Annotated in this window: 26 protein-coding genes; 14 read left to right on the forward strand and 12 right to left on the reverse strand. The window is 69.3% G+C overall.

Going from position 1 to position 20,608, the window contains the following annotated elements; all coding sequences use genetic code 11:
* Positions 1-124: 124 nt before the first annotated feature.
* On the forward strand, positions 125-346 hold the full coding sequence (locus tag AUR65_RS00940) for a hypothetical protein (protein ID WP_058565937.1): 222 nt from the start codon (positions 125-127) through the stop codon (positions 344-346).
* 133 nt (positions 347-479) lie between these two features.
* A complete protein-coding gene (locus AUR65_RS00945) occupies positions 480-911 on the forward strand; it encodes a universal stress protein (RefSeq protein ID WP_058565938.1) in 432 nt (143 codons plus the stop codon).
* Positions 912-940: 29 nt separating this feature from the next.
* Here AUR65_RS00945 and AUR65_RS00950 read toward each other — a convergent pair whose 3' ends face one another.
* A complete protein-coding gene (locus tag AUR65_RS00950) occupies positions 941-1,342 on the reverse strand; it encodes a hypothetical protein (RefSeq protein ID WP_058565939.1) in 402 nt (133 codons plus the stop codon).
* A 58-nt stretch (positions 1,343-1,400) separates the two neighbouring features.
* Positions 1,401-2,450 (reverse strand): S1C family serine protease, encoded by a 1,050-nt coding sequence (locus tag AUR65_RS00955; protein WP_058565940.1) that lies wholly within the window; start codon positions 2,448-2,450, stop codon positions 1,401-1,403.
* A gap of 204 nt (positions 2,451-2,654) precedes the next feature.
* On the opposite strand from AUR65_RS00955, the gene AUR65_RS00960 reads away from it, so the two are divergent.
* Positions 2,655-3,314: a bifunctional 4-hydroxy-2-oxoglutarate aldolase/2-dehydro-3-deoxy-phosphogluconate aldolase gene (locus AUR65_RS00960; RefSeq protein WP_058565941.1), complete on the forward strand. Its 660-nt coding sequence runs from the start codon at positions 2,655-2,657 to the stop codon at positions 3,312-3,314.
* A 46-nt stretch (positions 3,315-3,360) separates the two neighbouring features.
* On the opposite strand, the gene AUR65_RS00965 is transcribed toward AUR65_RS00960, so the two are convergent.
* The 8 genes from AUR65_RS00965 to AUR65_RS00995 form a co-directional block, all read right to left on the reverse strand.
* Positions 3,361-4,056, reverse strand: a complete 696-nt coding sequence (locus AUR65_RS00965) for a carbonic anhydrase (RefSeq protein ID WP_058565942.1) — start codon at positions 4,054-4,056, stop codon at positions 3,361-3,363.
* Between the two features lie 23 nt (positions 4,057-4,079).
* A complete protein-coding gene (locus AUR65_RS00970) occupies positions 4,080-5,951 on the reverse strand; it encodes a PH domain-containing protein (RefSeq protein WP_058565943.1) in 1,872 nt (623 codons plus the stop codon).
* Positions 5,948-6,412 carry a PH domain-containing protein gene (locus AUR65_RS00975; RefSeq protein ID WP_058565944.1) on the reverse strand — a complete coding sequence of 155 codons (465 nt, stop codon included), beginning with the start codon at positions 6,410-6,412 and terminating at the stop codon, positions 5,948-5,950. Before AUR65_RS00975 ends, AUR65_RS00970 begins: the two co-directional genes overlap by 4 nt.
* Positions 6,413-6,493: 81 nt before the next feature.
* On the reverse strand, positions 6,494-7,270 hold the full coding sequence (locus tag AUR65_RS00980; protein ID WP_058565945.1) for a DUF7260 family protein: 777 nt from the start codon (positions 7,268-7,270) through the stop codon (positions 6,494-6,496).
* Positions 7,261-8,298, reverse strand: coding sequence for a metallophosphoesterase family protein (locus AUR65_RS00985; protein ID WP_058565946.1), 1,038 nt, complete (start codon positions 8,296-8,298; stop codon positions 7,261-7,263). The genes AUR65_RS00980 and AUR65_RS00985 overlap by 10 nt, the downstream gene beginning before the upstream one ends.
* A complete protein-coding gene (locus AUR65_RS20420; RefSeq protein ID WP_269844084.1) occupies positions 8,295-8,420 on the reverse strand; it encodes a hypothetical protein in 126 nt (41 codons plus the stop codon). Before AUR65_RS20420 ends, AUR65_RS00985 begins: the two co-directional genes overlap by 4 nt.
* 106 nt (positions 8,421-8,526) lie before the next feature.
* A complete protein-coding gene (locus tag AUR65_RS00990; protein WP_058565947.1) occupies positions 8,527-8,973 on the reverse strand; it encodes a hypothetical protein in 447 nt (148 codons plus the stop codon).
* Between the two features lie 114 nt (positions 8,974-9,087).
* Positions 9,088-9,774 carry a YqjF family protein gene (locus AUR65_RS00995; protein WP_058565948.1) on the reverse strand — a complete coding sequence of 229 codons (687 nt, stop codon included), beginning with the start codon at positions 9,772-9,774 and terminating at the stop codon, positions 9,088-9,090.
* 113 nt (positions 9,775-9,887) lie between these two features.
* Between AUR65_RS00995 and AUR65_RS01000 the strand changes: the two genes are divergently transcribed.
* From AUR65_RS01000 to AUR65_RS01010, 3 genes are read left to right on the forward strand one after another with little or no spacing between them, the layout of a single operon-like run.
* Positions 9,888-10,733, forward strand: coding sequence for an aldo/keto reductase (locus AUR65_RS01000; RefSeq protein WP_058565966.1), 846 nt, complete (start codon positions 9,888-9,890; stop codon positions 10,731-10,733).
* Position 10,734: 1 nt separating this feature from the next.
* Complete coding sequence (locus AUR65_RS01005; RefSeq protein WP_058565949.1) at positions 10,735-11,259, forward strand: macro domain-containing protein; 525 nt, start codon at positions 10,735-10,737, stop codon at positions 11,257-11,259.
* Complete coding sequence (locus tag AUR65_RS01010; RefSeq protein WP_058565950.1) at positions 11,256-11,486, forward strand: hypothetical protein; 231 nt, start codon at positions 11,256-11,258, stop codon at positions 11,484-11,486. The genes AUR65_RS01005 and AUR65_RS01010 overlap by 4 nt, the downstream gene beginning before the upstream one ends.
* Positions 11,487-11,525: 39 nt before the next feature.
* On the opposite strand, the gene AUR65_RS01015 is transcribed toward AUR65_RS01010, so the two are convergent.
* Positions 11,526-12,554 carry a succinylglutamate desuccinylase/aspartoacylase family protein gene (locus tag AUR65_RS01015; RefSeq protein ID WP_058565951.1) on the reverse strand — a complete coding sequence of 343 codons (1,029 nt, stop codon included), beginning with the start codon at positions 12,552-12,554 and terminating at the stop codon, positions 11,526-11,528.
* 125 nt (positions 12,555-12,679) lie between these two features.
* On the opposite strand from AUR65_RS01015, the gene AUR65_RS19650 reads away from it, so the two are divergent.
* The 7 genes from AUR65_RS19650 (at position 12,680) to AUR65_RS01045 (ending at position 18,133) form a co-directional block, all read left to right on the forward strand.
* Positions 12,680-12,832 carry a hypothetical protein gene (locus AUR65_RS19650; RefSeq protein WP_158250814.1) on the forward strand — a complete coding sequence of 51 codons (153 nt, stop codon included), beginning with the start codon at positions 12,680-12,682 and terminating at the stop codon, positions 12,830-12,832.
* A gap of 59 nt (positions 12,833-12,891) precedes the next feature.
* The gene (locus tag AUR65_RS01020) at positions 12,892-14,238 is read left to right on the forward strand and encodes an oxidoreductase (protein ID WP_058565952.1); all 1,347 of its coding nucleotides are present in this window, start codon (positions 12,892-12,894) and stop codon (positions 14,236-14,238) included.
* A gap of 27 nt (positions 14,239-14,265) precedes the next feature.
* Positions 14,266-14,640, forward strand: coding sequence for a helix-turn-helix domain-containing protein (locus AUR65_RS01025; protein ID WP_004971053.1), 375 nt, complete (start codon positions 14,266-14,268; stop codon positions 14,638-14,640).
* Positions 14,640-14,933, forward strand: a complete 294-nt coding sequence (locus tag AUR65_RS01030) for a DUF7521 family protein (protein WP_004064151.1) — start codon at positions 14,640-14,642, stop codon at positions 14,931-14,933. The genes AUR65_RS01025 and AUR65_RS01030 overlap by 1 nt, the downstream gene beginning before the upstream one ends.
* A 232-nt stretch (positions 14,934-15,165) precedes the next feature.
* On the forward strand, positions 15,166-15,591 hold the full coding sequence (trxA, locus tag AUR65_RS01035; protein WP_058565953.1) for a thioredoxin: 426 nt from the start codon (positions 15,166-15,168) through the stop codon (positions 15,589-15,591).
* A gap of 60 nt (positions 15,592-15,651) precedes the next feature.
* Positions 15,652-17,130 carry an AMP phosphorylase gene (locus AUR65_RS01040; RefSeq protein ID WP_058565954.1) on the forward strand — a complete coding sequence of 493 codons (1,479 nt, stop codon included), beginning with the start codon at positions 15,652-15,654 and terminating at the stop codon, positions 17,128-17,130.
* A 49-nt stretch (positions 17,131-17,179) separates the two neighbouring features.
* Complete coding sequence (locus AUR65_RS01045) at positions 17,180-18,133, forward strand: ribose 1,5-bisphosphate isomerase (RefSeq protein WP_058565955.1); 954 nt, start codon at positions 17,180-17,182, stop codon at positions 18,131-18,133.
* On the opposite strand, the gene AUR65_RS01050 is transcribed toward AUR65_RS01045, so the two are convergent.
* Positions 18,134-18,796, reverse strand: a complete 663-nt coding sequence (locus AUR65_RS01050; RefSeq protein WP_058565956.1) for a helix-turn-helix domain-containing protein — start codon at positions 18,794-18,796, stop codon at positions 18,134-18,136. It abuts the gene before it with no gap.
* A gap of 97 nt (positions 18,797-18,893) precedes the next feature.
* On the opposite strand from AUR65_RS01050, the gene AUR65_RS01055 reads away from it, so the two are divergent.
* Positions 18,894-20,588, forward strand: a complete 1,695-nt coding sequence (locus AUR65_RS01055) for an NADH-quinone oxidoreductase subunit D (RefSeq protein ID WP_058565957.1) — start codon at positions 18,894-18,896, stop codon at positions 20,586-20,588.
* Positions 20,589-20,608 lie beyond the last annotated feature (20 nt).

A 20,608-nucleotide genomic window follows, 5' to 3' on the forward strand; every position in this document is an offset into this window, starting at 1 on the left:
ACGCGACGACCCGCGTATCGGCATAAAACCCCCACGATAGCGTGGGAGACGCCCGGTCAGTTTCCCGGGCGCTGGGAAGCAGTCTCCGTTTATATTCGATAGTCTCGCGTAGGCTCAAGCGACCATGAGCAACCTCGACTTGATGAAGGCCGGCATCGGCCTCGCGGTCGTCATCGGCATCGCCCTCACGGCGGTCGCCGGCTACGCGCTGTTCGCAACGTTCGGCGGCATCGAAGGCCTGACCGTCGCGCCGGAACTCTTCGTGTCCGTCCTCTTCGGCGGTCTGCTCGTCGCGGCCGCCGCGGGCGTCCGGCGGGTCGTCCCCAAGCCGCGCACCCGCGTCTGAGCGTTCGCACCGACCACACGACCGGCTCCGCTGACCTCCATTCTCCGTTTCCCGACCCGCTGAGCGACCGCACCGCCCGATTGCCCCGACGCGAAGGCGAAAAGCGATATCGACTGAACACCAATAGAATGACATGTACGACACCGTTCTCGTCCCCACCGACGGCAGCGCCCGCTCCCGTGCGGCGGCCCGTCGTGCTATCGACCTGGCGAGCGCCTACGGTGCATCGATTCACGCCCTCTCGGTCATCGACGTCGGCGACCTCGGACTGTGGACGGCCGCCGACGTACCAGTCGAGCGAGTGCGCGCGAGCCTCCGCGACGCCGCCGAGATGGCGGTCGAAGAGGTCGCGTCGCTCGCCGCGGACGCGGGCGTCCCCTGCGAGACGACGGTCCGAATTGGCGTGCCGTACCGGGAGATTCTCGACGCGGTCGGCGAGAGCGACGCCGACCTCGTGGTGATGGCGACGCACGGCCGGACCGGGCTCGAACACGCGATTCTCGGGAGCACGACGGAGCGAGTCATCAGAGTCGCGGACGTGCCCGTGTTGACCGTCAGGGAGTGAGGCCCGGACTCGGCCCGGTCCGACCCGATTCAGACCAGCGCCCTGAGTCCGTCGCGGAACGCCCGCCGGCCGTAGACCGCGAGACCGACGGCCCCGGCCGCGCCCAAGAGGAGCGGAATCACGTCGAAGCCGTCGACCGCAAGCCGGAGCACGCCCCAGACGAGGAACGCCGCGGCCTGCGCGACGTAGAACGCGAGGGTCCCGTTGAACGGGACGAAGCCGCCCGCGAGGAAGACGACACAGAGGAGCGCGATGCCGATTACGTCGGCGCTCATCGGCGGGAGCCAGCCGAAGGCGACCGCGGCGACGGCGAAGGCGCAGAAGACGACGCCGACGGCCAGCCGGAACGGGGCGATTTCGGCGAACAGCGACTTGTCCGGCGGGACGACGTTCGAGCCGCCGTCGGTCAGCATCGTCGGTGTCGGTGGCACAGTCGCATGTTCGTCCCGAACTGTCAAAATTCTATTCTCTCGTGCGGCCGCGGTCCGCTTACTCCACGGGGATACGACTGCCGCCGTCCCCCTCGCTTCGGTCGTCACGGTCGACGACGGGGCGCTCGTCGAGTTCGACGACGAGCGTCAGCGGGTCGCCCTCGCGGACGATGCCGACGGCGACGGGTTCCCCGGGTCGGGTCTCGGTGATGAGGTAGCGCATCAGTTCCTCGTGGGTGCGGACCGGATTGCCCTCGATGGCGACGAGCACGTCGCCGCCGACGGGGACTTCCGTGCCGCGGTAGTCGGTCGTCCCGCGACAGCCGTGCAGAAAGCCCTCGTCGCCGTCGGGACCCACGGCGTCGACGATGAGGACGCCGTGGGGCGCGTCGAGGTCGTTCGCCTCGGCGACGGTCGGCGTCACGTCGAGGGTGCGCGCCCGGAGGTACGAGTGGCGGTAGTGACCGTCGGCGACGAGCGCCGGGAGGATGCGGCTGGCGATGACCGGCGAGACGGCGAAGCCGATGTTGTCGCCCTGTTTGGCGCGGTTGACGCCGACGACCTCGTAGGCGAACTCGGCGTCGTCGCCGTCGGGATCCTCGGCGGCGAACCCCACGAGCGGCCCGCCCGAGTTCCCGGGGTTGATGGGTGCGTCCGTCTGGACCACGTCCGGGATGGCAAAGCCGTTCGAGGTGGGAAGCGACCGGTTCGACCCGGAGACGATACCCGCCGAGATAGAGCCGTCGAGGCCCAGCGGGTTGCCAAGCGCGGCGACCGACCGCCCCGGAGTGGGGTTCTCGGTCGCAAGCGGGAGCGCCACGGCGTCTTCGGGCAGGTCGTCGACGGCGACGACGGCGAGGTCGGTGTAGGCGTCGGCACCGACGACCTCGCCGACACGCCACGACCCGTCGGCGAAGCGGAGTTCGACCCGGCCGGCGTCGCTGGCGTCGGCGAGCCGCGAGACGTGCTCGTTGGTGACGAGATGCCGGTCGTCGTAGACGAAGGCGCTCCCCGCTCCGCCGAGTCGGCGGCGGCCGCCGACGTAGACGGAGACGACAGAGGGGATGACGTCGCGGTACAGCGCTTCGAAATCGGGATGCGTTGGCATGGTGGTGCGACGGGGCGGCACATACCGCTCGGGCGTCGCTTACCTCGGGTTAGTGCCCAGCGGATTTGAGCGTGTCGTGTGGTGACAACGAACACGACTGTCACCCGCGGCGACCCGGACGAAGGCGGTGGCCGTGGGCGGCGAGCGAAGCGATGCCGCGAGGCCCCCAATTTAATACTATCTGTAGTAAACGTCGAGACAGCAATGGTCGCACTCGACGTACACGAGGACATGCAACGACTCGCCGACAGCGGCGTCGTCGCGGTGATGCGCGGCGCGGACGCGGACACCATCATCGACGTGGCCGACGCGCTCCACGAGGGCGGCGTCACCGCCTACGAAATCACGGCCGACAACCCCGACGCGATGGACCTCATCCGCGAGGTATCGGCGTCCTTCTCGGACAACGAGGCCATCGTCGGCGCAGGGACCGTCCTCGACGCGCCGACCGCCAATGCGGCCATCCAGGCCGGCGCGGAGTTCGTCGTCGGACCGAACTTCGACGAGGGCGTCGTCGAGACCTGCAACCGCTACGGGACGCTCGTCGCGCCGGGCATCATGACGCCGACCGAGGCGACCGACGCGTACTCCGCGGGCGCGGACCTCGTGAAGGTGTTCCCCGCCTCCTCGCTCGGTCCCGGCCACCTCAAGAGCATGAAGGGGCCGCTCCCGCAGATTCCGATGATGCCGACCGGCGGCGTCGGTCTCGACAACGCCGCGGACTACATCGAGGCCGGTGCGGTCGTCGTCGGCGCGGGCGGCGCGCTCATGGACGACGAGGCAATCGAAAACGGCGACTTCGAGGCCATCACCGAGACGGCCCGCGAGTTCTCGACCGTCATCGACGACGCTCGGGACGACTAAATCCGAAGCCGAACCGAACCCGAACCGAACCGCCCGCCAACCTCTTTTATCGAATCGACCGTACGCGCTCTTCGAACCCCTCGGGAACCAGGTCGGCGAGCGCCTCGGGGTCAGACTCGCCGTTGGCCGCGACGAGGTAGGCCGCGCCGTCGTCGTCGCCGTAGACGCGCTGGAAGTCGTAGACGAACCCCCAGCAGTCGGTCGCCTCTGGTACCTCGTCGCTCTCGGTGAGGTACTCCACCTGCCGGACGACCGCGTACTCGACGAGTCGGTTGACCGCCTCGCCGCCCGGCGTGTCCGCGTCGAACACGCCGAGTTCGCGGGCCTCCTCGGCGAGCGGGACGAGCCGCGAGACGGCGGCTTCGACCGCCGGAGGCACGTTCTTGACGCCCTCGCCGGTGGCCGTCTCGTAGGCCGCCGTCACCGCGCCACAGCCCGTGTGACCGAGGACGGCCACGTCGGTCGTCCTGAGCGCCGAGAGCGCGTAGCCGACGGCGTCGTTGACGACGAGCCGCCCGTCGACTTCGGTCCACACCTGGTTGCCGACGTTGACCGACGTGAACAGCTCGCCGGCTTTGTCGGCGCTCCAGACCGCGTCGGCGGGGACGCGGGAGTCCGAACAGCTGACCGAGACGACCGCCGGCGACTGCGCCTCGCGGACGCCCTCGAAGTGGTCGACGCCGAGGCTCTCGACGTGTCGCGCGTTTCCGGCCAAGAGCGATTCCAGCACTGTTCGCGTCATTGGTGTCAGTTGCGTCTCCGCGTCTATATAGCTCCCCGCTCGTCGCTCGATTCCTCGGGGTCGTCCGCGTTTTCGTCGCCCTCCTCGCTCCCGGACTCGACCGACTCGCCCCAGATGAAGGGGTCGCCCGTCTCCTCCGTTTCGTCTTCGTCGTCCTCAGCGCCGTCGGCGTCGGTGTCGGTGTCGGTGCCGGCGTCGTCGGTATCGTCAGCGTCGTCAGCGTCGTCAGTATCCTCGACCACGTCCTCGGCCTCGGCGGCCTCGGCGGCCGCTGGTTCGGCCTCCTCGACGAACTCGGGCGTTTCGCTCACGTCGTTTTCGGCGTCGGCGACGGACTCCGCGCCGTACTCGTCGGCGTCGCGGTCCGGTTCCGCGGCGCGGATGCCGAGTGCGGCCTGTCGGGACTGCTGTCTGGCCTCGCGGCGCGCCGAAAGCGCCTCGCGAAGACGGCCGTTCAGCGTCTCCCGAAGCTCCGCCGCGTCGGCGACTTCGATGTCCACGGCGGTCGCGTCGCCGCCGACGAGGGAGATGCTCCCGGCCGTGTCCGCCGTGACCGTCGAGACGCGCCAGCGGCGCTGGAAAATCGTCCGGCGCTCGATGACCGTCTGTACCCGGTAGTAGGGGACAAAGCGCATCTCGCGCTTCCAGAAGCCGTTTCGAGTGACGAAGTGGTCCTCGGCGAGCGCGTAGCCGCGGTGCCGCCACTGGAGCGCGCCGGCGACGACGGCAACCGGGACGAGCGCCAGCGGGACGAACCACGGAATCTCCTGCGGGAGGAACCGGTTCGCCCCGTAGAGCGCAAGCGTCGCCGCCCCGAGGACGAGCGAGTAGCGGACGGCGTAGCGCCGGCGGATGCGCGTCGGCGGCCCCTCGAACGTCGGTTCCTCGACGCCTTCGAGGTCGGCGACGAGACCGAGCACGCGGTCGCGGGTCGCGAGCGGGATGGCCGCCTCGGAGCCGCGGCCGGCGCGGCCCGACCCGTTGGACCCGTCGGAGCCGGGCGCGTAGCCCGCCGTCTCAACGAGGAGCGTCGCGTAGCCGAACCGGCGCTTCAGGGGGTTGTCCTCGATGGTGAGCGTCTGAAGTTTGTCGAGCGGAATCGACCCGTTGTAGCGCTGGAGGAGGCCGCGCTCGTACTGGAGTTCGTCGCCGACGCGGGTCAGTCGGAAGCCGTAGTAGTTCACCACCGCTGAGGCGAAGCCGGCGGCCCACGAGACGAGCGCCACGAGGAGGACCAGCGCGACGATGCCGGCCCCCGCAGCCGCGGCGCTCCCGGCGGGGAGTGGCACGTCCACGTACGAGGCGACGACGGGGAAGACGGTCGACCCGAACACGAAGACGAGCCCGGGCAGTCGGGGGTCGAACGACAGCGCGCCGACGATGGCCAGCTCTCGCGGCGTCAGTTCGAACAGCAGTTCCTGTTCGGGCTCGGGCGCGTCGCCGTCTGTACCGCCGCGTTTCAGGCGGGCGACCTCCGACTGGATGCGCCGGGCCTCCTCGTAGCTGACGAAGCGGAGACTGCCTTCCGTCTCGCCGCCGCCCGCCGTTTCGAGGTTCACGGCGGCGATGCCGACCAGTCGCTGGGCGACGTTGCGGGAGATGTCGACGTTCTGGATGCGCCGGTAGGGAATCTCGCGGTTGCGTCGGGAGAACACGCCCGAGCGGATGTCCAGGGTGTCCGGCGTGAGTTCGTACTCGAACCGGCGGAAGTAGGCGAGTTCGTAGCCGGCGATGGCGATGACCACGACGCCGACGAGTGCGACGGAGCCGAGGCCGCCGAGGAACCCGCCGAAGGCGGTCCCGCCGGTGAACGCGAAGAAGGCGAGCGCGAAGACGATGCTGGCGCTGCGCTGGACCGCCCGGTAGGGCACCGAGAGCGGCGACAGCCGGGTCATACCGCGTCGTCGCCCTCGGACGCGATTGCGAGGCGCTTCAGTCGGTCTTGGAGGTCTTCTGCGCCCTCCGGCGTCAACCCGGGAATCGACACGTCAGCGCCGCGGGAACCGGCGGTGTAGACGACGGTGGACGCGAGGCCGACGAGCCGTTCGAGCGGGCCGCGGGTCGAATCGACGTGTTGGACCCGGACGAACGGGACGACGGTGTTGACCTTGGTGAGGACGCCGCGCTGGAGATACAGCGAGTCGTCGCGGACCTCGTAACCCCACGCTCGATACCGGAGCAGGGCCATTGCGACGCCGCCGACGAGGAAGACGCCGCCGACCACGACGGGGACGAACGAAGGTATCGAGACGGGCGCGAACAGCGTCGCCGCGGTCGCCACGCCGCCGACGACGAGCGCGAACACGACCGCTCGGGCGACCCAGAGAAGACGGATACGGGGGTGGAGGCGATTCACGGGAATCCCTCCGAGCGCGTGAACATCGTATACTCCGGCGTCTCCTTGAACGGATAAATAACTGTGGCCGCGGGAATCGGCCTACGGTGTGGCGGCGAGGTGGCGTTCGACCCGGCGAGTCGCGGTGTCGAGCGTCGCGCCGACCTCCGCGAGCGTCGCGAGCACCGGGTACCGCACCGACAGGGCGGCGTAGAAGAACTCCGTCACGTCCGGCACCAGCGCCGAGAGCGCCCGTCGGTGGTGGGAAATCGTCTCCTGTCGCGCCGCGACGAGTTCTTCGAGCCGCTCGCGGAGCGCCGAGAGGTCCTCGTAGAGCGCCAACAGCGCGTCGAACCCGCGTTCGGAAAGCGGCGTCCGGTCGAGGTCGTCGAGTCGCCCGAGGAGGGCTTCGACCTCGCCGCGCATCGACGCCACCGACTCGGCCTCCTCGTCGACGACCTCGATGAACTGCTCGCGCTCGTCCAGCGACGACGCGGCCGCCGCCGCGACCGTGCGCCGGAGCGGCGGCGAGAGGACGCTCGCCGACCGGAACGCGGTCGCCACGTCCGGGCCGAACTCGGCGGCGAGGCTGTCTTCGAAGGCGTCGCCGTACTCCTCGTCGTAGTGCGGGACGGACATTACTGTCCGCTCGTAGCTCCGGCGCAGGCCGGAGAGCGCGGCGTCGGTTCCACCTCGTCCACCCCGCTGGCCCACGAGCGTCGCGGCCGCGGGGGCCTGATTCGGAGTCGATACCGTCGCCTGCGACGCGGCGACCTCGCGGCGGAACGCCCGGAACGCCTCGCGTTCGTCCACGCAGCGCCGGCGCTCGGCACGGAGGGCGCTATGGGCGTCGGCGAGGCGGTCGAGACTCACCGCCATCGAACCGCCCCCGGAACGTCCGAGCCGACGACCCGCCGCGGCGGCGTCCGCTCGTCGACGAGCGGGAGCGCCGACAGCTGTCCGCGGTCGGCGTGCGCGGCGATGCCCTGTCCGTGGGCGGCCCCGCTGGCGGCGAGAGTGTAGGCCTCGGCCATGCCCTTCGGCCCCGCGAGCGGGACGAGTCGGACGGTCGTCCCGCGGCGGTCGATATCGACCACGACGAACGACTGCGGGAACGAGCAGGTCGCCGGGGCGATGAGTTCGCGGACGCCGGCTCTCACGGCCGTCGCGGGCCAGTGGATGTGCCCGGAGAGCACGAGCGGCACGTCGTGGCGCGCGAGGACCGCGGCGAGTTCGTCGGCGTTGCGGAGTTGGTAGAAGTCGGCGTCGGGGAACTGCCCGGTGTGGCGGCGGGGGTGGAAGACGTTGTGGTGGAGGACGACGACCGGTGTCGTCGCGTCAGCGAGGACGGTGTCGAGCCAGCGGAGTTGGGAGTCGGGAACGGCCCCCTCGTGGGTGTCGGTGAGGGCGAGGTCCGGGCCGCCGCTGGCGGAGTCGAGACCGATGATATCGACGCCGCCGACCCGACGGACGAACGGGAGGGCGTCGTCGGCGTAGCGCGCCGCGAACTCGGCCGGCGTCGGGGCGTCGTAGTCGTCCCAGCGCTTCGGCACGTCGTGGTTGCCGGGGACCGCGACCCGCGGCCCCGGCAGGTCGCGGAGGATTTCGTCCACCACGTCGTACTCCACGGGGCGGCCGTCGCGGGTCAGATCGCCGAGGAGGACCGTCGCGTCGACGTCGAGGTCGGCGATGGTCGAGACGGCGGTCCGAAGCCGCGTCTCGCTCCGGTGGTAGACTTTCCACGTGCCGGACCCTGTCGGCGTGACGTGCGGGTCGGCGACGACCGCGAGCCGGGTCGGCGTCTCCGAGACCGGTCGTGCGAGGCGCGCGAGCACGGGACCGGGACCTCGCTCGGCCGACTTTCCGACCGGCGTCTCCCCGATGGTCGGCGGGGCGTCCGGACTCATCGGTCGATGGTCCGCGTGAACGTCCCCAGCGCGGTCTCCCGGTGGACGCGTATCCGCCCGGTGTCGGGACACAACTCGATTCGAAGCGGCGACTCGGTGGCGCTCGTCTCGTCCCCGTGCATACACGTGGACCCACCCGGACCGAGATGATAAACATATCGTACAAAATATATATTTTTGAATATAGATATAGATACTCTACGGAGCCCTCGGGAGTCGGGGCCGGCGTCAGTTGAGGAGCAGGCCGGCGTCGACGAGGAGGAGAACGGCGACGAGCGCGGCACCGAGGTAGAACGGTGCGGCCTTCTCGGCGGGCGTGCGGACCTTCTTCTCCGCGAGGCCGTCCTTCGCGCGGGAGCGGCCGACTTCGACGAGGCCGGTCAGGACGAACCAGAGCGCGAGCATCCCGAGGACGAGGTGGCCGCGGCCGGTGCCGAGCAGGCTCTCGGCGGTGTAGCGCGTGCCGGCGAGGTGGCCGCCGGTCGCGAACATCACGAGGGAGGCCCCGCGGGACCACATCGTCAGGCGCGAGACGACCGATTCGAACGCGGCGGCGCGGATGTTCCCGGCGCGGGCGGTCGGCAACACGGCGAGCGCGAAAAAGAGGACGCTCCCCGTCCAGAGACCGCCGACGACGAGGTGGAGCGTTGCCATCACGGTGTCGATGAGTGCCATGTCCGTCGGGTTAGTTCAGCGATGCTTGAAGGTTTCACCTTCGCTCGGGCGAGAGAGATGTCCCAGCCGCGCCCGTCGCGTTCGTGTGAGCGGTTTCTCCCGAGGCGAACGAAGTCAGCGAAGCATCGCGGGCGGCTTCGCCGTCACGTCGAGGTCGGCCGCGTAGTGGAGTATCGGGTCGCCGCCGGGGTGGTCGAAGCCGCAGGCCTCGAACATCGTGTTCGCGCGAATCTCCGCTTCCACGTCCTGTATCGGCCACGGGTCGTGGTCGATGTCGCCGATGACGACGGGCCAGTCGTCCGTGTAGAAGCGGTAGTTCTCGACGAGGAACGCGTCGAGCGACCCGGGGTCGAGGGTTCGGACCTCGCCGGTCGGTCGGTAGGTCGCCTCGAACCGCGCGTCCGGCGTCTCGGCCGTCGCGGGCCGGTAGCTCTCGTAGTCGACCGTGCCGTCTCGCTCCTCGACCGAGATGTTCGCGTAGTGGTACGGGAGCCGGTAGCCCAGTCGGGCCATCGCCACGCCGAGGCGGTCCGCGGCGTCGAGGGTGAAGAAGTAGACGCCGCGGGGGCCGCCGTCGGCGGGTTCGACGTAGGTCCGGAGGTTCACCTCGGGGAACCCCAGTCCGATGGGCGACCCGCGCGGGCGGATGTCCGTCATGTCGAACGAGACGACGCCGAGCCACGCCCGCCCGTCGTAGGTGGCCACCGAGAGCCGGTCGGGGAGTCGCGGCTCCACGAGTTCGGGGTCGACCGGCCAGTGGGCGAACAGCGTGTGTCGCCAGCGCATCGACAGGAGGTTCATAGCGGCCGTTAGGACCGGCGATGCGTGTGAGTTTCGGCAGTCGGCGGGAGCCGCGCTCTGCGGCAGGTTTCCCCCAACGAAACGCACAGGTGTCTGGCGACGAACTGTCACTCATGGGACTCGAAAATGCAAGCGGCACGTTCGATATCGGCGGCGACCTCACGGTTCACCGACTCGGCTTCGGCGCGATGCGTATCACCGGCGACGACATCATCGGCGAGCCGGACGACGTGGAGAACGCGCGGAAGGTCCTCCACGAGTCGCTCGTCCACGGTATCGACCTCATCGACACGGCGGACTCCTACGGCCCCGCCGTCTCCGAGCGCCTCATCGGCGAGGCGCTCGCGCCCTACCCCGATGACCTCGTGGTCGCCACCAAGGGCGGCCTGCTTCGCAACACCGACGGCGACTGGAAGCCCAACGGCGACCCCGACTACCTCCGAAACGCCGTCCTCGGGAGCCTCGACCGCCTCCGGGTGGACACCATCGACCTCTATCAGCTCCACCGCCCCGACCCGCACGTCCCCTTCGAGGACTCGGTCCACGCGCTCGCGGAGATGAAAGACGAGGGGCTGATTCGACACGTCGGTCTCTCGAACGTCTCGGTCGAACAGCTCGACGAGGCGCGCGACATCGTCGATATCGCCACGGTCCAGAACCGCTTCAACGTCGGCGACCGCGAGTTCGAGGCCAGCCTCGACGCCTGCGAGAAGTACGGCGTCGGCTTCATCCCGTGGTACCCGCTCGGCGCGGGCGACCTCGGCGACCGGGCCGACGCCGTCTCCGCGGTCGCGGCGAAACACGACGCGACGACCCAACAAATCGCCCTCGCGTGGCTTCTGCACCGCGCCGACGTGATGCTCCCCATCCCCGGCACGTCCAGCGTCTCGCACCTCCGCGACAACGTGGCGGCCTCGCACATCGACCTCGACGACGAGGACATGGACCGACTCGCCTGACATGAACTTCACCGTCGTGCAGGGCGACATCGCCGCTCAGTCGGCCGACGCGCTGGTGAACGCTGCGGGGACGAGCCTTCGGATGGGCTCGGGCGTCGCGGGCGCGCTCCGTCGCGGCGGCGGTCCCGAACTGAACGACGCGGCGATGGCGAAGGGACCGATAGACCTCGGCGCGGTCGCCGTCACCGACGCCTTCGACCTCGACGCCGAGGTCGTAATTCACGCCGCGGCGATGCCTCACTACGGGGACGGGCAGGCGACCGCCGAGAGCATCCGCGACGCCACGCGAAACGCCCTTCGGGCCGCGGACGAGCGCGGCTGTGAATCGCTCGTGATTCCGGCGCTCGGCTGTGGCGTCGCCGGGTTCGACCTCGCCGACGGCGCGCGACTCATCTGCGAGGAACTCGCAGCGTTCGAGCCAATCTCGCTCCGCGACGTTCGGTTCATCGCCTACGCGGACGACGAGTTCGAGACGATTTCGCGGGTCGCCGATGCGGTCGGGACGGAGACGGGGGAGCGAAAATGAGCGACGCGATCGACCCGGACCCGCCGGGGGGCGACGCCGACCCGGAACTGTGCCCCGTCTGTTCGACGCCCTCCGACTCTGTTTCGCTCCACGACCGCGGTCTGCTGGTCAATCTCCTCGACAACGAGCGGTACCGGCGCGTCTGCTTCGAACCGGTCGAACGCGACGGGCGGCCGCACGTCCGGTTTTTCCACCACACTCACGAGCAGGTCGGCGCGGACGACTGACCGAGCGGCGTCCTCGGCGACGCGTTCACCACGTTCGCCCTAACTCCACGGGCGTTCCGTGAACTCGCCGGCCTCGATTTCGCGCTCTATCTCGCGGAGCGTCGCGTCGTCGACGCTGACGAGGTGGCACAGCGGGTGGCCGGGCGCAGCGACCGGGTTCTGGAGGACACCGGCGACGAGGCCGGTGAAGGGGGCCGAGACGCGCTTTTCTCTCGTCTTGAAGTGGTCCGAGATGGTGCAGATGGTGTCGCCCTCGTGGACCAGCGGCACGTCGCCGTACTGCATCTCGACGAGGCCGCCCACGTCGGCGCGGAGCCACGTCTTGTCCGTCGCGGAGTCGATGACGCGCGTCCAGCCCGGCCAGCTGACCGCCTCGTCCGGGAGGACGCCGTACTCGGCGAGGACGCTCTCGACGCCTTCGAGCGCGCGGTCGACCATCGCCGGCTGGAAGCGGTGGGCGCGGCCCATCTCGACGGTGATGGTCGGAATCCCGTCGTTCGTGGCGACGGTGCGGAGCGAACTCGCCTCGGCCTCGCCCGAGAGGATGAGGTTCGCGCCGAACGACCGCGCGAGGCGGGCGACCTCGGGGCGGCTCATATCGGCGCGGACGTGGTACATCGTCGTCCGGTTGCGCGTCGAGGTGTGGAAGTCGATGCCGAGGTCGCAGGGCTCGACGAACCGGCGGTAAATCTGGTTCGCCATGCGCTCGGCCGTGTTCGCGCCGTCGCGGCCGGGGAACGACCGGTTCAGGTCGAGGTCGTAGATGGGGATGTAGCGCTGTTGGGCGAGGTAGCCCGGAACGTTCGCAACGTGGATGCAGACGATAGTGCCGTGGATGTCGGCTGGGTTGTACCGGCTCGCGACCTCCTGCATCACCTTCACGCCGTTGAGTTCGTCGCCGTGGAGCGCCGCGGTCATGAAGACCGACGGCCCGCCCTGCTCGCCGTTGATGACGGTGACGGGAATCTCGACGGGGTCGCCGAGGTACGTCTCGCTGATTTCGTACCTGAGGTGTCGCACCTCGCCCGGCGGCACCTCCGAGTCGTACCTGAACGGTTCGGGGTCCATGGGACGGTCATCGGAGCCGACGGGTAAGAAGGTTGACCGGCTTCGGGCCCCGTCCGGACAGACGCGGGACAACACGGCTATCTCCGCCGCAGTCGTCTGTCTCCCCGAGAGATGTGTATCCACAGATGACGGCGAAACGCCCGGTCTGCAAGCGGTGCGGTTCCCCCGCGGGTCCCGGTGACGTGGTCGTCCGACACGCCGGCTCGGACCCCCTGCAGGTCTCGGAGTGCGGGCGCTGCGGCGCGATTATCGATATCGGCGGCGGGACCAGTTGGTGAACTGACGCGGCGACCGACCGCCGCGTCGATTTACGTCGCTCGCGCGCCATGTCGTCCTCATGGCGACTCCTCGGCTCGACGACCCGCTCGAAATCGGCGGGCTCACGCTCCGAAACCGGCTCTACCGCGCGCCGGTGCTCGAATGCGCGGGCACCGGTCCCGACGCGCCCGAGCGCCTCGCGGCGGAACTCGAACCCGCGGCGCGGGCCGGCGCGGGCCTCATCTGTCAGGGCGCGACCATCGTCCGCGAGACGGGCGGCTGTGCCGCGCCGGGGATGACGCGAATCGCCGACCCCGAGTTCGCGGCGTCGCTGTCGGCGGTGACGGAGCGAATCCACGACCACGGCGCGGCTGTCGCGGTCCAGTTGGAGTACGGCGGCCTGCGCAGTATGGAGACGTGGCACGCCGCGTACCGGCGCGACCACCCCGACCTGCGACAGCTCGCCGTCTCCCGGCCGCCGCGACTCCTCAGACTCCTCGACAGCCTCGGCTTCCTCGACTACGACGCCCACGTCATGACGACCGACGAGGTGTACGACCTCGCGGCCGACTTCGGCCGGTCCGCGGCGATGGCCGTCGACGCCGGCTACGACGTGGTCCACGTCGCCGGCGCGAACATGGGCATCGTCCACCAGTTCCTCTCGCCGTTCTACAACCGCCGGGACGACGAGTTCGGCGACGGCGTCCGGTTTCTGGAAGTCGTCGCCGACGAGGTCCGCACACGGGCGGGCGACGTGCCGCTCATGACCAAAGTGCCGGCCGAGACGGCCGCGCCGCCCGGCATCCGCAAACGTCTGACCGAGGACGACGCGGTCGACATCTGCCGCCGCCTCGACGACGCCGGCTACGACGCGCTCGTCCCCGTTTCGGGGTCGGTGTTCTGGGACGCGAGCATCGTCCGGGGGTCGTTTCCGGCCCGCGCGTGGCGCGACGACCGCTACCGCGACGGCTACGACGCGGCCTTCGGCGGCCCGCTTCGCGCGCGACTCGTCGAACTCGGCAACCGAATCGAGGCCGCGTGGTACGACTTCGACCCGGCGTGGAACGCGGACCTGTGCCGCCGCGTCCGCGACGCCGTCTCGGTGCCCGTGCTCTGCGAGGGAGGCATCCGCGAGCGCGGCGAAATCGACCGACTGCTCGGCGACGCCTGCGACGCCGTCGGGATGGCCCGGCCGTTCTACGCCGAACCGGAACTCCCGGCGCGACTGCTCGGTCGCGAGGTCTCGGCCGACACGCGGGTCGTCTGCGAGAACTGCAACAACTGCGCGGTGCCGCAGGCGACGGGCGCGCCGGGCGTCTGTCGAACGCCCGAGGTGTTGGCCCGCGCGGGAACCCTCAGAATGGAGGGCGCATACGACAGAGCCCCCGAGACGGCGGATGGAGACGGGCCCGACCCGGAGGGTTAATAAGGCTCTCGTCGGTGAGTCTGGGTAATGGCGCGCGACCGGTCCGCGATGGAGTCGGCCGAACTGACGGCGGTGCTCGACGCGCTCGACGACGCGGACGCACGAGCCATCATCAGAGGACTCGAAGAACCCATGACGGCAAGTGAAATTTCAGACACGTGTGACATCCCGCTTTCGACGACGTACAGGAAGCTGGACCTGCTCACCGACGCGGCGCTCCTCGCCGAGGGGACCCAGATTCGCGCGGACGGTCACCACGCGACGACCTACGAGGTCGCCTTCGACGAGGTTCGAATCGCCCTCAACGAGGACCGCGACTTCGACGTCGCGGTCGGCCGCCCGGAGCAGACGCCCGACGAACGCCTCGCGGACATCTGGTCGCGGGTCCGGAGGGAGACCTGATGGGGCACCTCAGCGCCTCGCCGACGATTACGACGATGATTATCGTCGTCAAGACGGGCATCCTCGTCCTCGGCGGGCTCATCACCTACTTCAGCTACAAGGCGTACCGGAACACGGGGGCGGCGTCGCTCCGCGCGCTCGCGCTCGGTTTCGGCGTCGTCACCCTCGGTGCGATGCTCGGCGGCGCGCTCGACGTGATTCTCAACGTCGACCTCGCCACCGGACTGCTCATCGACTCGGTGCTGACGCTCATCGGCTTCGCGGTCATCACCTACTCGCTGTACGTCGACTGACCGCGCGCTCCGACCCGCCTCGACGCTCAGAGTCGCTTTCGAATCATCCCGACCGCGGTCGTGCCCGCCACGGTTCTCCACCGCCGTTTTCCGTCGTTTCCCCGCCGGACACTCATCGTGAGTCACAGCGTCGCGCCGCTCGATGCACACCGTTATCACGACGCAGAGGTTGTCGATATTATTGCTCGAATTGTGCAAAACCGTTATTAGGTCGCGGCCGGTATCGGTAGGTATGTCCGACGAAGAACTGAACGACATCCGGAAGCAGAAACGCGAACAACTCGAATCCAAGCTCCGTAGTGACGGCGGAAGTTCGGCGAAGGAAGCCGCCTCGTCCCCGGCAGAGCCGATTCACGTCGGCGGCGTGGACGAGCTGGAAGACGCCGTCGCCTCCAACGACGTGGTCCTCGTGGACTTCTACGCGGACTGGTGCGGACCGTGCAAGATGCTCGAACCCACGGTGAAGAAGCTCGCGGAGAACACCGACGCCGCGGTCGCCAAGGTCGACGTGGACGCGAACCAGGAACTCGCCGCCCAGTACCAGGTTCGGGGCGTCCCGACCATGGTGCTGTTCGCCGACGGCGAGGCGGTCGAACAGCTCGTCGGCGTCCGCGGCTACGACGACCTGAAGAACCTCGTCGAAGCCCACCTCGCGTAAGCGTTCTCCCTCCCCGAGATTCGGGGTCGGTTTATTGGCGTTCTCGTCCGACCTTCGGGTATGCAACTCGTCGCCGAACCCATCGACATCGGCACCCGGTCGCCGACGGTCCTCCTGAACGAGAGCGACGCGGCCGAACTCGGGGTCCACGCGCTCGAACGCGTCCAACTGCGCCGAGACGGGCGGACGACCATCGGCATCGTGGAGCTGACGGACGAACTCGTCTCCGAGGGGACGCTCGGCGTGACGCGCCGGCTCGGCCACATCGAGGGCGACGTGGAGGTGTCGGTCGCGCCGCAACCCGACTCGGTGTACTACATCCGCAAGAAGCTCGACGACATCGAACTCGAAGCCGACGAACTGTCCCAAATCGTCCGCGACATCTACGAGGAGCGTCTCGCCGACGTGGAACTCGGGGCGTACGTCTCCGCGACCTACACGAACGGGCTGTCGATGGAGGAGACGATGCACCTCACGGAGTCGATGGCGGACGTGGGCGAGACCATCGCGTGGGAGGAGCCGGTCATCGCCGACAAACACTCCATCGGGGGCGTCGCGGGCAACCGCGTCACGCCGATTCTCGTCCCCATCGTCGCCGCGGCGGGGCTGAAGATTCCGAAGACCTCCTCGCGGGCCGTCACCTCGGCCGCGGGCACCGCCGACACGATGGAGGTCCTCTGCGACGTGGAGTTCTCCGTCGCGGAGATACGCGACATCGTCGGGGAGACCGGCGGCTGTCTCGTCTGGGGCGGCGCGGTGAACCTCTCGCCGGTCGACGACCGCATCATCCGCGCCGAGACGCCGCTTTCCATCGACCCGAAGGGCCAACTCATCGCCTCCGTCCTCTCGAAGAAACAGAGCGCCGGCTCGACCAACGTCGTCGTCGACATCCCCTACGGCGAGGGCGCGAAAGTCGAGAGCCTCGCCGAGGCGCGCGAACTCGCGGAGGACTTCAACCGCGTCGGCGACCACCTCGGGATGGCCATCGAGTGCGCCATCACGAACGGGGCCGCGCCGGTCGGCCGCGGCGTCGGTCCCGTGCTCGAAGCCCGCGAGGTCCTCGCCACGCTCGCCGGCGGCGGTCCGAACGACCTGCGGGTGAAAGCGATTCGCCTCGCCGACCTGCTGTTCGAGTCCACCGGCGTCGACGCCGACGCCGCCGATATCCTCGACTCCGGGCGGGCCGAGGAGACCTTCCGCGAGATACTCGCCGCGCAGAACGGCGACCCCGACGTTGAGGCCGCGGACCTCTCGCCCGGCCGGCACACCGTCGCGGTCCGCGCCGACCGCGACGGCGTGGTCACGCACGTCAACAACCGCCTCGTCAACGAGGTCGCTCGCCGGGCCGGCGCGCCGAGGGACCCCGGCGCGGGCCTCGAACTCCACCGCCGCGTCGGCGAGATGGCCGCCAGCGGCGAGACGCTCTTTACCGTCCACGCCGAGTCCGAGGACAAACTCGCCGACGCGAAGGCGCTCTCGGAGCGCGTCGAGACCGTCCGGGTGCGACACCCCGACGAGGCGCTCGTCGACCGAGTCTGACCGCCGCCCCCGCGGCGACCTTTTTCCATTCGACGCCCGTAGTTCTCGCATGGACGACCGCGTACATCCCGAGGTCCGACGCACCGCGACGGAAATCGACACGATGGAGATTCGCGGCGCGGCGACCATTGCCGACGCGGCCGCGCGGGCGCTCCGGACGCAGGCCACGGAGAGCGACGCCGCCGACGCCGAGGCGTTCCGGGGCGAACTCCGCGCGGCCGCCCGGACGCTCTACGAGACGCGGCCGACCGCCGTGAGCCTCCCCAACGCCCTCCGGTACGTCCTCCGCGGCATGTCGAGTACGACCGTCGAGGGAGCCCGGCAGAACGTCGTCGAGTCGGCAGACGAGTTCTGCGCCCGCCTCGAACGGGCCCAAGCCGACCTCGGCGAGGTCGGCGCGAACCGCCTCCGCGACGGCGACACCATCATGACCCACTGCCACTCGACAGACGCGCTGGCGTGCGTCGAGGCGGCCGTCGAACAGGGAAAGCACATCGAGGCCGTCGTCAAGGAGACGCGGCCCAGAAATCAGGGACACATCACCGCGAAGCGGCTCGACGAACTGGGCGTGCCCGTCACGCTCATCGTCGACTCGGCGGCCCGCCGCTACCTCAACGACGTGGACCACGTGCTCGTCGGCGCGGACGCCGTCGCGGCCGACGGGAGCGTCATCAACAAAATCGGGACGAGCGGCCTCGCGGTCAACGCCCGCGACCGGGGGACGCCCATCATGGTCGCCGCGCAGACGCTCAAACTCCACCCGGGGACGATGACCGGCCACACCGTCGATATCGAGATGCGCGACACCGCGGAGGTCATCGACGACGAGACGCTCGCGGAGCTCGGCAACCCGACCGTCAAGAACCCCGCGTTCGACGTGACGCCGCCGCGCTACGTGGACGCCATCGTCACCGAGCGAGGGCAGTTCCCACCGGAGAGCATCGTCATCCTGATGCGGGAGCTGTTCGGCGAGGGCACCTCGGAGCCGTGGGTCGAACCCTAGTCACGGCCCGCCGACGAGGTCGCCCATGACCTTCATTTCCGCCTTGCGCAGGTGCTCCGCCGCGGTGCTCGTCGAGCAGTCGAGCCGAGCGGCCACGTCGGCGACCGACCCGGTCCGCGGCTCGCGGTAGTAGCCGCAGTCGACGGCGACCTCGACGGCCTCGCGCTGGCGGGGCGACAGCGACCCGGCCGAGACGCTTCCCGGACCAGTGTACTCTCGCACCTGCACGATTTCGAGACCGCGCCCCTCGGGTAGCTCCTCGACCGCCGACTGGAGGGCGTCGTCGGTGCCGACGAGCGTCACCGACACCGTACCGTCGCCGTCGAAGACGACCGGCGGGACGACGATGAGGTCGCCCCGCGTGACGGCCGCCGTCTGTCTCGCGCCCGCCGCGTCGAGCCGCTCGTTCACCACGATGAAAAAGGAGTCGCCGGGGAGCTGTGAGACCTCGTACGACCGGATGCGTTCGGTCTCCGCGAGCGCCGCCTCGTAGGCCTCGATGTCGGAGCCGAAGACCTCGAAGACGATGGTGTTCCTGTCGGTCACCGTCGGGTTCCAATGGTGGAGTTCGGTCCGCTCGAACGCCTCGTGGTCGACGACGAACTCGTGCATCGGGTGAATCTGCTCGTTCCCGGGCGTGAAGCGAAGCCTGACCGATTTCATGCCAGCGGATTGATTCGACCGCAGTATAAAAACTGGCCGCACTCGTGAGGCAGAACGCCGAACGGCCGACCGGACGAACGAACGGGTGTCAGCCGCCATGTCACTCGAACGCCCGCGACAGACCCCCGAGTCCGACGACGACCCCGCCGCGCTCGCCGACGACGCCTCCGGTCCCCTCGACGCCGACGCGCTCCGGCGGGCGTTGGGCGACGCCGTCCTCGCCACCGAGGAGCACGTCCACGCGCCCGCGGTCCAGATTCGCCCCGACGCGGTGCAGTCGTCGCTTTCGGCCCTCCGCGAGGACCTCGGCCTCGACCACCTCTCGTGTGTGACCGCACAGGAGTACGAGGACCGCTACGAGTCCGTCTATCACCTGAAGTCGTACGACGACCCGACCCGAGAGGCGAGCGTCGTCGTCCCGACGCCCCGCACCGACCCCGTCAGCGAGTCCGCCGCGCCGGTGTTTCGGACGGCCGAGTGGCACGAGCGGGAGGCGTACGACCTCGTCGGTATCGAATACGAGGACCACCCTGACCTGCGTCGCATCCTCCTGCCGGAGACGTGGCAGGGTCATCCGCTCGGATTGGACTACGACCAGACGCGTCCGCAGGTCGTCCGCTACGACGAGAACGCGAACCCGCTTGCCGAAGACGGCCGCGCCGACACGAACACGATGCTCCTCAACATCGGGCCGCACCACCCGGCGACCCACGGCGTGATGCACCTGCAGGTCACGCTGGACGGCGAGCAGGTCGCGGACGTGGAACCCGACATCGGCTACATCCACCGCTGCGAGGAGCAGATGTGCCAGCGGGGCACCTACCGACACCAGATTATGCCGTACCCCGACCGCTGGGACTGGGGCGGCGGCGGTCTCCTGAACGAGTGGGCCTACGCCCGCACCGCAGAGGCGCTGGCGGACATCGACGTGCCCGACTACGCGCAGGTGCTCCGGACGCTGGCGGCCGAACTGAGTCGCATCCTCTCGCACATGCTCGCGGTCGGCGCGTACGCCCTCGACGTCATCGGCGACTTCACCGCGACGTTTCAGTACGCGCTTCGGGACCGCGAACTCGTCCAGAACATCCTCGAAGACCTCACGGGCCAGCGGCTGATGTTCAACTACTTCCGGCTCGGCGGGGTCGTCTGGGACCTCCCCGAACCCCGCGAAGAGTTCTTCGAGAAGACTCGGACGTTCGTCGACGGCCTCCCCGAGAAACTGCGGGAGTACCACGACCTCCTGACGGCGAACGAGATTCTGCAGGCCCGCACGGTCGAGACCGGAATCCTCCCGCCCGAGGTGGCGAAGGACTACGGCGTGACGGGGCCGGTCGCTCGCGGCTCCGGCATCGACTACGACCTCCGCCGCGACGACCCCTACGGCTACTACGACGAACTCGACTGGGACGTCGCCGTCGAGGACGACTGCGACAACTTCGCGCGCCTGCTCGTCCGCCTCCGCGAAGTCGAGGAGTCGGCCAAAATCGTCGCCCAGTGCGTCGACCTGCTCGAAGACTGGCCCGACGACGAGCGGACCATCCAGTCGAACGTCCCGCGCACCATCAAACCGGACGACGACACCGAGGTCTACCGCGCCGTCGAGGCCGCGAAAGGGGAGTTGGGTATCTACATCCGCGCCGACGGCACCGACACCCCGGCGCGGTTCAAGATTCGCGGCCCCTCGTTTTCGAACCTGCAGGCGCTTCCCGAGATGGCCGAAGGCGAGTACATCCCGGACCTCATCGCGGCGCTCGGGAGCCTCGACACGATAATGGGAGAAGTAGACCGGTAGTCGGCGGCGGGACGGCCGCC

Source organism: Haloferax marisrubri, assembly GCF_001469875.2.
Classification (GTDB): domain Archaea; phylum Halobacteriota; class Halobacteria; order Halobacteriales; family Haloferacaceae; genus Haloferax; species Haloferax marisrubri.